The organism is Egibacteraceae bacterium (genome assembly GCA_040905805.1).
Classification (GTDB): Bacteria; Actinomycetota; Nitriliruptoria; order Euzebyales; family Egibacteraceae; genus DATLGH01.
Genome location: JBBDQS010000020.1, coordinates 1 through 11,099, shown reverse-complemented (window position 1 = coordinate 11,099; position 11,099 = coordinate 1). Strand labels below are relative to the sequence as shown.

Genomic DNA, 11,099 nt, shown 5'->3' with positions numbered 1-11,099 from the left:
AGGCTCCGGCTCGCCGCGGGCCAGGTCGGTGTCGGCGGGCTGACGCTGGGGGGCGGCCGACGTCGGCCGAGCATCGTCCCCGCCGCAGGCGCCGAGGACGAGCGCGAGGACGAGCGCCACGCACAACACCGCCGACGGACTCGTCCGTCGGCGGTGTTGTGCGTGGCCGCTGGTCATACCGACCAGGGTAGCCGGTGCCTGGTGCCTAGAGGCCGGGGAACCAGCGGCGCGCGGCGATCTGTCCACCGGTGACGCCGACGAGGAGCAGCGAGGCGAGCATCACCGGTGCCGAGCTGGTCCCGGTGGTCTCCGACGCGCCGCCTGCGCCTGTTGCGACCCCACCACGGGGAACCTCGGTCACCTGGGCCGCCGGGAGCGGAGGGGTCAACGTCGGGGCAGGGACCGGCTCCGGGTCAGGCGCGGGATCCTCGTCGAGCAGGGCGAGCAGGTCGTCCAGATCCTCGAGGTTCAACAGCTCGAGGACCTCGTCCAGCTCGAGGCCGAGCAGCTCGTCGGAGTCCAGATCGAGCAGATCGCCGAGCTCGAGCAGGTCATCCGGGTCGAGCAGACCCTCACCGAGCAGATCGCCGATCAGGTCGGTGTCCTCCGGCTCCTCCAGGTTGGGGTCCTCCAGCTCGGGGTCCTCCAGCTCGGGGTCCTCCAGCTCGGGGTCCAGCAGGTCCCCGGGGTCAAGGTCGGTCAGCTGGGCGTGGGCGGGGCTGGCTCCCAGCAGGAGCAGGAACGACAAAGCGAGCAATCCGGCGAGGCCGGCCGCAGCCAGTCCACGCGCTGCGATTCGAATGGTCACGGAACGTCTCCTTCGAGCAAGTCTGGACTGATGTGATGTGCGCATACTCCCAGACCCGGCCCGTGGGCACAAGCGTCAGCTACCTGTCCGATGCACCGATCCTTGACCGCGGTGCTCAGGGCCCGCCGCGCAGGTCCTCGACGGCGCGCTGGAAGTCCTCCTCGACGCGGCCGGCGGCGACCCAGGACTCGTAGAAGCTCACGAACGTCTCGACGTCACCGGCGCCGGCGAGGGGGACGTCGTTGACGTCGCCGAACGCCTGGGTGAGCAGGCGCCGGCGCTGATAGGCGGCGTCGACGGGGTTGGCGACCCCGTAGCCGGCGAGCTCCAGCACCTCGTCGAGCTCGTAGGCGTCCTCCTCGGCCTCCACGGCCCAGTGGTGCTGGCACTCCCCGTAGGAGCAGGCGAGCCAGGCGTCGGCCTCCTCGCGCAGGAGGAACCACGCCGCGGCGCGCACGAGGGCACTGGCGTGGGTCGTGGCGGGGGTGACGTCGGCGTCGGGCAACGGCTCGTCCTCGGCCTCGATGGCGCTGCGGGGACCGAGCCCGGCCCGTCCCAGCACCTCGACCGCCACCTGGACGCACTCCTCCAGCGACTCACCGGTGTGGTGGTCCTGACGCAGCCGGGAGAGGACGTCAGCCCACCCGAGGTCGCCGGGGTCCGGCTCGATGGGCAGCGCGGTGTCGGGTAGCGGCGGCGGGGTGGCCCAGCGATCGATGTAGGTCCATCGCAGCAGGCCTCGGGCCTCGAGCACCGGGCGGGCGAAGGCCGGAGCAGGGGCGCTGGTCGCGTCGGCGGGTACGACCCACCCGCCGCCCGCCCACCCCGCGGCGGTCGGCAGGGCCCGGCTGTAGGGACGGTCGCGGCAGGCCTCCCACGCGGCCTGCGCACCGGTGGGGCCCCACCCCACCCGCACCATTGCCGCGCGCAGGTCGACCCAATCCCCGTCATCCTCGATGCGCGAGCCGCGCAGGTCGCTCCAGTCGTGCGCGCGGACGGCTTCGACCCACGTGAGGATCAGGTCGGCGGCGGCGTCCTCGTCGTCGGCATCCGGCAGGTCGCCGGAGGCGACCGCCACGGCGGTGCCGCGGAAGGCCGGCGCCAGCCAGCGCCCGTCAGGCGCGGCGTACAGGGTCGTGCCGGACCAGGCGACGGCGCGGCAGTCGGCGAGCGCCACCGGCTCCCCGGTCGCGAGGATGGTCAGGGATGACAATGGCTCTCCATCCGGGGGTGTCCCTGGTCGCGGGACCGTCAGCAATGGCCGCTCGCACGCTACTCCGACGCGGACACGATGACGTTGCCCCTACTCAAGGCCGCTGTCGCCCCGTAGCATGCGATGAGCGCGCAGACGAGCGGGGCGAGCCGAGGAGGCTGCGTGAGCGACGAGACACCGGCCGAGCGCATCCGCAACATCGTGCTCGTCGGCCACGGCGGCGCCGGCAAGACCAGGCTCGCAGAGGGCCTCGCCGCCGTGGGGGACGACGGCAAGGACCGGGCGCGGATCCTGGACGCCACCCCCGAGGAGCGCGAGCGGGGCCACTCCCTCGGCTTGGGCATCGTGACCGTGGCCTGGCGGGGCCATCGCCTGAACATCCTCGACACCCCGGGCAGCCCCGACGCGTTCGGCGACGCCTTCCCCGCGTTGCCCGCGGTGGACGCCGCCCTCTTCGTCGTCGATGCCACGACCGGGATCCAGTCACAGCACGACCAGCTCTGGGAGGTCTGCGAGCGGGTGGGGCTCCCGCGGTTGGTGCTGCTCAACAAGCTCGACAAGCCCAATGCCGCCTACCAGGTCCACATCGACGCCCTGCGGGAGCGGTACGGCAAGCCGCTGGCCCCGGTGCACATGCCGATCGGCGTGGGCACCGACTTCACCGGCGTCATCGACCTGCTGCACGGCACCGCCGTCCAGCGCATCGACGGGCGGCGCACGCCGGTGCCCGTCCCGGAGGAGCGCAGCGAGCAGGCCGCCCGCAACCGGGAGCTGCTCGTCGAGGCCATCGTCGAGCAGGACGACGACCTGCTGGTGCGCTACCTGGACGGCGACGTACCCGGGACCAAGGAGCTGGCCCGCTGCTTCGCGCGGGGCATCGCCACCGGCGGGTTCTTCCCGGTGCTGTGCGCCTCGGCCGAGAACGGCATCGGCGTGCGCCTGCTCGCCGACTTCCTGGTGGAGGAGTGCCCCTCGCCCACCGACCGCGGCGCCCGGGTCGACGGTGACGGCCCCGCGGCCGCCTACGTCGTCAAGACCCTGTCGGACCCCTACGTCGGGCGGATCACCATCCTGCGCGTGCTGCAGTCGGCCCTGTCGGGCGACGACACCCTGACGGTCGCCCGGACCGGCGAGAAGGTGCGGGTGCGCCAGCTGTTCACCCTGCAGGGGCGTGAGCAGACGCCGGTCGCGGGGGCGGTCGCCGGCGACATCGTCGCGGTCGCCAAGCTCGAGGACGTGGCCACCGGCGACGTCCTGGCCGCGGGCGCACCGGTCAGCGTGACCACGGTGGCCACCCCCGAGCCCTACCATCGCGTGGCGGTCGAGCCTGCGTCGGCCGGTGACGAGGACAAGCTGTCCACGGCCCTGGCCCGCGCGGCCGACGAGGACCCGTCGCTGCGGATCGAACGCGATGACGAGACCGGGCAGCTGCTCGTGCGCGCGTACGGCCCGCTGCACGTCGCCGTGGCCCTGACGCGCATGGAGCGCAAGTTCGGCGTCCGGGTCCGCGAGGTGCCGGTGCGCATCGCCTACCGGGAGACCCTGCGCGGCCCGGGGGCCGGGCTGGGCAAGCACGTCAAGCAGTCGGGCGGCCACGGGCAGTACGGCATCGCCCGGGTGGAGGTCGAGCCGCTGGCCCGCGGCGGCGGCTTCGAGTTCGAGGACCGCATCGTCGGCGGGGTGATCCCGCGCCAGTTCATCTCCAGCGTGGAGAAGGGGGTGCTCGACACGACGGCGCGCGGGGTGCTGGCCGGCTACCCGGTGGTCGACGTGCGGGTGCGGCTCGTCGACGGCAAGCACCATTCGGTGGACTCGTCCGACATGGCCTTCCAGGTCGCGGGGGCGCTCGCCTTCCGGGAGGCGGCACAGGACGCCGGCCTGTGCCTGCTCGAACCCATCATGGACGTGGAGGTGACGATCCCGAACGAGCTCACCGGCGACGTGATGGGTGACCTCTCGGCCAGACGCGGTCGGATCCAGGGCACGGAGGCGGTCAGCGCCACCCGCACCGCGGTGCGCGCGCTGGTGCCCCAGGCCGAACTGGGCGCCTTCGTCCCGGAGCTGCGATCGCTGACCAGCGGCACCGGGACCGTGGCGCTGCGCTACGACCACCACGACGAGCTGCCCGAGCACCTCGCGCAGCGGGTGGTCGGTGAGGCGACCGGCGAGGACTGAGCGTCTCCCGCCATCTGCGAGACTGCCGCGCCATGCCCGGCCATCACATGGACCCCGACGCGTTCCGGGCGCACGGGCACGCGCTGGTCGAGTGGGTCGCGCGCTACATGGAGCGGGTGGAGGACCTGCCGGTGCGGTCCCAGGTGGCGCCCGGCGAGGTGCGCAGCCGCCTGCCCGCCTCACCACCCGAGCGCGGGGAGCCCTTCGCCGCCATGCTCGCGGACGTGGACGATGTGGTGATGCCGGGCCTGACCCACTGGCAGTCGCCGAGCTTCTTCGGGTACTTCCCCGCGAACACGTCCGGCCCGTCGATCCTCGGGGAGCTGCTGTCCGCCGGGCTGGGCGTGCAGGGGATGCTCTGGTCCACCGGCCCGGCGGTCACCGAGCTGGAGAGCTGCGTGCTCGACTGGCTGCGCCAGCTGCTGGACCTGCCCGACCGCCTCGCCGTCGACGGACCCGGCGGGGCGGTCATCGCGGACTCGGCGTCGAGCGCCAACCTGTGTGCGCTGCTCGCCGCCCGGCACCGGGCCGGCGGCCACGACCCCTCCCTGGTGGCCTACAGCAGCGAGCACACGCACTCGTCGGTGGAGAAGGCGCTGCGCATCGCCGGGTTCGCTGCCGGGCAGGTGCGCCACGTGCCGGTGGACGGCACGCACGCGATGCGTCCTGCGGCGCTCGCCGACCTGATCGCCGCCGACCGAGCCGCGGGGCTGCGGCCCTTTGTCGTGTTCGCCACCGTCGGCACGACCGCCTCCATGGCCATCGACCCCGTCGGGGCGCTGGGTGCGATCTGCACCCGGGAGGGCCTGTGGCTGCACGTCGACGCCGCGATGGCCGGTGCCGCAGCCGTGTGCCCGGAGCTGCGCGGGGTCAACGACGGCCTCGAGCGCGCGGACAGCTACTGCGTGGACGCCCACAAGTGGCTGTTCACCAACTTCGACTGCACGGCGTTCTACGTGGCCGACCGCGAGGCGCTCACCGGTGCCCTCGCGGTGCAGGCCGAGTACCTGCGCAATGCCGCCTCCGACTCCGGGGCGGTGGTGGACTACCGGGACTGGCAGGTCCCCCTCGGCCGGCGGTTCCGGGCGCTCAAGCTGTGGTTCGTGCTCCGCCACTACGGCGCCGAGGGCTTGCGCCACCACATCCGCGAGCACGTCGGGCTCGCCGGTGAGCTCGCCGACTGGGTCCGCGCCGACGCGCGCTTCGTCGTGGTGTCGGCGACCCTGAACCTGGTCTGCCTCGCCCATCGGGGTGGCGACGCCGTGAGCCAGGCGGTGCTGGAGCAGGTGAACGCGTCGGGCGCGGCGTTCCTCACCCACGCCCGCCTCGACGGGCGGTACGTGCTGCGGGTCGCGATCGGCCAGACCCACACCGAGCGCCGCCACGTCGAGGGGCTCTGGCGAGTGCTCACCGAGCAGGCGGACGCCGTGGCCGGCGGGTCGCCGTCCCGCCCGACCGCCTGACGTCGGCACCCACGAGGAGGCGGCGGTATCGTCGGTACTCTGCACGTGGGGGCGCACCGGGGGGACCGATGGCGGGAAGCGGGACGGGGATGGCACACGCAGCGATCACGATCCGGCGACTGGCGGTGGTGCTGAGCCTGGTGACCCTCGCTGCCCTGGTCCCGCCGGGCGGCTCGCTGGCGCAGACCGCACCGGTGGTGTCCAGCCCGGTGGTCCAGGCGGCGCCCGACTACTGGACCGACACCCTCGGGGACCCGGTCGACTACACGGCCCCCGGGGACCAGCTGCTCATCGCTGCCGCGCACGAGAACACGCAGCCGCGGGTGGAGGGCGGGCAGCTGCGGTGGACGAAGACCGCCACGATGAACCTGGCGTTCGTCTTCGCCGGCTACGCGCCCTCGGCCTTCGCGGTCGGCCGTGAGGGGCTGGCCAACCCCGTCGACGCGTCGCGCTACACCCACCTGTCCATGCACCTGTACGCCGAGCGGGGTGGCGCTGCGGAGATCATCTGGGACAACTGCGGTCCCGACACGGGTCGCTGCACGAATCGGGTGCCGTTCGTCGTCCAGGCCGGCTGGCAGCACTACGTCGTCGACCTGCGCCCGGGCGGGTGGTCGGGCCAGCCGGTGGAGGTGCGTCTGTCCGTCGCCAGCGACGGCACACCCACGGCCATGGCGCTGGACTGGGTGCGGCTGTACGAGCCCGGCGAGCAGATCACCGTGAGCTACACCGGCAGCACCCTGTACTGGGACGCCGACGCCGACCGCGCCAACAACACCGCCAGCCAGCCGGGCTGGGGCGTGCTGGACACCGGCGGCGGCGACGCGACCTTCCCCGCCGACGCCTTCCCCCCCGGGGCGTACCGCTTCTCCGCCGACGACGGACCGCACAGCGCCCCGCTGCGGGTCGACGCGCCCGTACCGGTCTTCGGCCAACCCCACGAGCGTGGCGGGGCGGACTACGCGGCCGCCGCCACCGGCGACCCCTGGGACTTCCGCCAGTCCAGCGACGTGCGCGAGATCGGCAACGCCACCGACGTCCGGTTCGAGGACGGCGCGGTGCGCGCACGCAACACCAGCAACGACCCCTACCTGATGATGCGCACCGGACCGCCCATCGACGCGGCGCGCTACCACCGGTTGACCGTGCGCACGACGTTGGCGGGCCCCTTCGACCTGAGCTTCGCACCCGGCGGCGGATCGCACGGACGGTTCCTCTGGCGCCACGTCGGCCAGGGCCCCACGCCCTTCCTGTACAACTCCCGGGAGATCGTGGTCTACCCGGGCGTGGACACCTACACCTTGGATCTGCACACCGAGCCGCCCGAGGCGATCACCCACGCCGGGGACGCGCACCGCAGCGGCTGGCAGGGCGCGATCGAGACGTTCCGGTACGACCCCAACGAGGATCCCGGCCCGCGCAGCTGGACCGTCAGCGAGATCAGCCTGCGGGCCGACCACGAGACCGCCGGGGACCGCTTCCCCATCACCTGGCAGGACGCGTCGCCGGCCGGTGGGGACGACACCCGCGTGTCGCTGTACTACAGCACGCAGCGGCGGGTCACGGGCGGCCAGCTGATCGCCGCAGACATCGCGCAGACCGCCGGGGAGAACACCTACGTCTGGGACACGACCAGCGTGCCGAACGGCCGCTACTGGGTGTACGCCGTCGCCCAGCGCGACAACGGCACGGTCGGCCGCCGTCTCGCCTCCGGGCCGGTCCGGGTGACCGGGACGTTCCACGATCCCCGGATCGCCACCGCCTGCCCGCCCGGGGCCGCGCCCCCCACCGGCTTCACCGACGTCGGGGAGGGCAGCGTGCACGCCGGGGCGATCCGCTGCGCCGTCTGGTACGACCTCGCCCGCGGGACCGCGCCGACGACGTTCTCGCCCGGGGCCCCGGTCCGACGCGACCAGATGGCCTCGTTCATCGGCCGGCTGGTCGAGGCAGCCGGCGCCACCATCGCCGTGACCGACCGCCCGTTCACCGACACCGCCGGCAACGTGCACGCCGCTCGGATCGACCAGCTGGCCCAGGTGGGGATCGTTCTCGGGGTGCGACCGGGGGAGTACCAGCCGCACGGCCTGGTCACCCGCGACCAGATGGCATCGTTCCTGGTCCGCGCATACGAGTTCCTCGACGAGCAGGAGCTTGCGGCGCCCGCTCACGCGTTCACCGATGTCGCCGGCAACGCGCACGAGACCGCGATCGCCAAGGCCGCCGGCGCGGAGTTCGCCGTCGGCGTGGAGCCGTCCGCCTACGCCCCGCGACGGACGGTCCGGCGCGACCAGATGGCGTCGTTCGTGGCCCGGGTGCTGAACCGCCTGGTGGCCGACGGGGCCGTCCCGCCCCGCGCCTGACCGCGTAGGCTTGGCCGCCATGGTGGCCGTCACCGCAACCCGCGCCGACCCCGGATGCGGTGCCCGGCCGGTGCTCAGCCGGGTGGCAGGATGTCGATCTGGAAGTCGGCGGCGATGCGCACCAGCGCCTCCACGTCGGGCTCGGCGGGTTCGGGCAGCTCGGGAGTGTCGACGCGTTCGCCGACGGCGAGCGCGAAGTCCTCGAACTGCGCTGGGGTGGTGATCTGGAAGATGCGGGCGGGGCCGTCGTCGGACACCTGAAAGGCGTGCGGCAGCCCTTTGGGGCACCAGGCGAAACCGCCGGGGCCGTAGGTGGCCTCCTGGCCGGCGCACCAGAAGCTGACCTCGCCGTCGAGCACGAGGAACATCTCGTCCTCGAGGTCGTGGCGATGCGGGGGCGGCCCGAACCCGGCCGGGGCGATGCACTCGATGATGCTGAGGTTGCGGCCGGTCACGTCGCCCCCGGCCTTGACGGTCATGATGGTGCCCAGGAAGGCGATGTGCTCACCATCGCCAGGCGCCAGCAGGCGTGGTTGGGTGAGGTCGGCCCGCTGCGCTGGCAGGTCGATGGATGGTCGCGTGAGACTCATGACATGACTCCTTCGAGACATGGATCGGCTGGCCCGGCGCCGGCAGGCGACGGACGACGGCCTGGGGTGGGCCTTCAGTGCGTGGTGACCGCCCGTTCGAAGAACGGCTCGGCGTAGTGGTCGTGGAAGAGCCGTGCGAGCAGCTCGTTGCGGCTGTTCACGCCGGTCTTGTCGAAGATCGACTTCAGGTGGTCACGGACCGTGTGCGTGGAGATGCACAAGGCCTCGGCCATCGCCTCGGTTCCCTCCCCACGCGCCAGGGCCAGGACCAGCTCCTGCTCACGCTGTGACAGGCCGTAGGCCAGAGCGGCGATGGCGCCCACGTCGGCCGGCCGGCTGGGCTCGACGATCACGGCGAAGGAGGCCTCCCCGTCCGTCATGGGCTCGGCATGCAGGGTGACCCACCGGCCATCGTGGGCCCGCATGCGGACGCGTCGTGGCGACGTGCCGCCGCCGGTGACCAGCTCGCCCAACGTGAGCAGCCACGTCTGACGGGCACCACCCTGCGGCACGCCCAGCAGCTCGAGCCACTCCGCCCCCGCCGGCGTGCCAGCTCGAGCCACATGATCGGGTCCCACCAGCAGCAGCCCCGGCCCACCCGGTGCGTCGACGGCGAGGCGCTCGCAAACCGCCAGTCTGCGCAGCCCCCGGGCGACGACGCCGGAGAGATCGGCCAGCAGCTGCGCGTCGGCGACAGTGAAGTCTGCGCGACTGGTCTCCCTGTGGACGGCGGCGGCGCCCCAGGCACTGCCACCCTCACGGAACACGATGCGCAGCTCACGGCCCAAACCTGCCGGCTCGAGCACTTCCCGCCACCGTGGGCTCGTTGTGACGTCGCCCCCGGTCGCCTGGCTGAGTACGGCGACCGGCGCCCGCTGCTGTGCGAGCTCGGCGAAGGTCGCCACGTTCGGGACGCTGAGCTCGTGATGGAACCACGGGGTGCAGGCGGCGTCGGTGAAGCCCTCGATGAACCCGTCGGTGAACAGCACCGTCGCCGGATCGGTCAGCAACCAGGCCCCCGCGTCCTGACCCAGGATCGGCCGCATCCGCTCTGCGACGCCCTCCAGCAGCTCGCCGGCATTCGTGGCCTCCGCACACCACCGTGCGACACCCCGATGGGTGCGCAACACTCGTTCAGGTGTCGTTCCCATGCCCGCCCACCGTCCCCTTCGCCGCCCATCGGTCCGCCGCACGCTTGCCTGGGGCGTCATTCGTGCGTCAGGTCTGATCTTACGCAGGCCGTGGAGGAACGGCCATCCCCCAGAAGAGGGGTTTTCGGAGCCTGCGAGCAGGCGCGCCGCGCGCGTTCCGCGGCCCGGGTGCTGAACCGCCTGGTAGCCGACGGGGCCGTCCCGCCCCGCGCCTGACCGCGTAGGCTTGGCCGCCATGCTGGCTGTGACCGCAACCCGCGCCGACCCCGACCACCCCCTGGACGCCCTGGCGGTCGGGGAGCGGCCGGACCCCGCACCCGAGGAGGGCTGGGCGGTCGTGGACGTGCGCGCGGCGGCCCTCAACCACCACGACCTGTGGACCCTGCGGGGTGTCGGCGTCAGCGCGGACCGCCTGCCGATCGTGTTGGGCTGCGACGCCGCGGGGACCACCACCGACGGACGCGAGGTCATCGTCCACGCGGTCGTGGCCACCCTCGACGGTCCTGACGAGACCCTCGCGGCCGACATGTCCATCCTGTCCGAGCGCTTCGACGGCACCCACGCCCAGCGGGTCGCGGTGCCGGCCGGCAACCTCGTCGACAAGCCCCCGGAGCTGAGCTTCGTCGAGGCCGCCTGCCTGCCCACCGCCTGGCTCACCGCCTACCGGATGCTGTTCGTGAAGGCCGGTGTGCGGCCGGGCCAGCGCGTGCTCGTGCAAGGGGCGGGGGGCGGGGTAGCCACCGCGGCCCTGCTGATGGGCCGCGCGGCCGGCGCGCGGGTGTACGTGACCAGCAGGGACGAGCGCAAGCGGTTGCGTGCCGAGGAGCTCGGGGCGCACGCCGCGCTGGCGCCCGGCCAACGGCTGCCGGAACGGGTCGACGTCGTGCTGGAGACCGTCGGCGAGGCGACGTTCGCGCACTCGCTGCGCTGCCTGCGGCCGGGCGGCACCATCGTCGTGTCCGGGGCGACCAGCGGCTGGAACCCCCCAGCCGAGCTGAACCGGGTCTTCGCCAGGCAGCTGCGCATCCTCGGCTCCACGATGGGGACGCGGGCCGAGCTCGTCGACCTGGTCCGGTTCCTCGCCGAGACGGGAGTCCGCCCGCTGGTTGCCGCCGAGTTCGCCCTGTCCGACGCGCGTCGGGCGTACGCGCAGCTGGCAGGCGGCGAGCGCTTCGGCAAGATCGTCCTCACCAACCGCTGAGACGTGGATCGTCGGAGCTTGCGAGGGCGATTCTCTGCTGTGCCGGGTGAGGCGGTCGCGCAGCGACCGCCATGGAGGTGCTGACTTGTGAATCTCGTGGCGCACCCGCTGGCCCCCTACGGGTGGAACGAGCGTGTC

8 protein-coding genes are annotated in these 11,099 nt (G+C 73.1%); 4 read left to right on the top strand and 4 right to left on the bottom strand.

Annotated elements, in window-relative coordinates:
- Nucleotides 1-205: 205 nt before the first annotated feature.
- Complete coding sequence (locus WD250_03820; GenBank protein MEX2619326.1) at nt 206-808, bottom strand: hypothetical protein; 603 nt, start codon at nt 806-808, stop codon at nt 206-208.
- Between the two features lie 115 nt (nt 809-923).
- Nucleotides 924-2,021: a hypothetical protein gene (locus WD250_03815; protein MEX2619325.1), complete on the bottom strand. Its 1,098-nt coding sequence runs from the start codon at nt 2,019-2,021 to the stop codon at nt 924-926.
- A 162-nt stretch (nt 2,022-2,183) separates the two neighbouring features.
- On the opposite strand from WD250_03815, the gene WD250_03810 reads away from it, so the two are divergent.
- The 3 genes from WD250_03810 to WD250_03800 all read left to right on the top strand — a co-directional run bounded on the left by WD250_03810 (nt 2,184) and on the right by WD250_03800 (nt 8,019).
- Nucleotides 2,184-4,196 carry an elongation factor G gene (locus WD250_03810; GenBank protein ID MEX2619324.1) on the top strand — a complete coding sequence of 671 codons (2,013 nt, stop codon included), beginning with the start codon at nt 2,184-2,186 and terminating at the stop codon, nt 4,194-4,196.
- 32 nt (nt 4,197-4,228) lie between these two features.
- Nucleotides 4,229-5,659 (top strand): pyridoxal-dependent decarboxylase, encoded by a 1,431-nt coding sequence (locus tag WD250_03805; GenBank protein MEX2619323.1) that lies wholly within the window; start codon nt 4,229-4,231, stop codon nt 5,657-5,659.
- An 89-nt stretch (nt 5,660-5,748) separates the two neighbouring features.
- A complete protein-coding gene (locus WD250_03800) occupies nt 5,749-8,019 on the top strand; it encodes a hypothetical protein (protein MEX2619322.1) in 2,271 nt (756 codons plus the stop codon).
- A 74-nt stretch (nt 8,020-8,093) separates the two neighbouring features.
- Here the strand turns inward: WD250_03800 and WD250_03795 are convergent, their stop codons facing one another.
- Both WD250_03795 and WD250_03790 read right to left on the bottom strand, forming a co-directional pair.
- A complete protein-coding gene (locus WD250_03795) occupies nt 8,094-8,609 on the bottom strand; it encodes a quercetin 2,3-dioxygenase (protein MEX2619321.1) in 516 nt (171 codons plus the stop codon).
- 74 nt (nt 8,610-8,683) lie between these two features.
- Nucleotides 8,684-9,760, bottom strand: a complete 1,077-nt coding sequence (locus WD250_03790) for a helix-turn-helix transcriptional regulator (protein MEX2619320.1) — start codon at nt 9,758-9,760, stop codon at nt 8,684-8,686.
- A 235-nt stretch (nt 9,761-9,995) separates the two neighbouring features.
- On the opposite strand from WD250_03790, the gene WD250_03785 reads away from it, so the two are divergent.
- Nucleotides 9,996-10,961 carry a zinc-binding dehydrogenase gene (locus WD250_03785; GenBank protein MEX2619319.1) on the top strand — a complete coding sequence of 322 codons (966 nt, stop codon included), beginning with the start codon at nt 9,996-9,998 and terminating at the stop codon, nt 10,959-10,961.
- Nucleotides 10,962-11,099: the final 138 nt, after the last annotated feature.

What these genes read in the sequence shown, in the direction of transcription:
- WD250_03805 (MEX2619323.1), top strand. Translation starts at nt 4,229, where the DNA reads ATGCCCGGCCATCACATGGACCCCGACGCGTTCCGGGCGCACGGGCAC.
- WD250_03800 (MEX2619322.1), top strand. Translation starts at nt 5,749, where the DNA reads ATGGCACACGCAGCGATCACGATCCGGCGACTGGCGGTGGTGCTGAGC.
- WD250_03795 (MEX2619321.1), bottom strand. Translation starts at nt 8,609, where the DNA reads ATGAGTCTCACGCGACCATCCATCGACCTGCCAGCGCAGCGGGCCGAC.
- WD250_03790 (MEX2619320.1), bottom strand. Translation starts at nt 9,760, where the DNA reads ATGGGAACGACACCTGAACGAGTGTTGCGCACCCATCGGGGTGTCGCA.
- WD250_03785 (MEX2619319.1), top strand. Translation starts at nt 9,996, where the DNA reads ATGCTGGCTGTGACCGCAACCCGCGCCGACCCCGACCACCCCCTGGAC.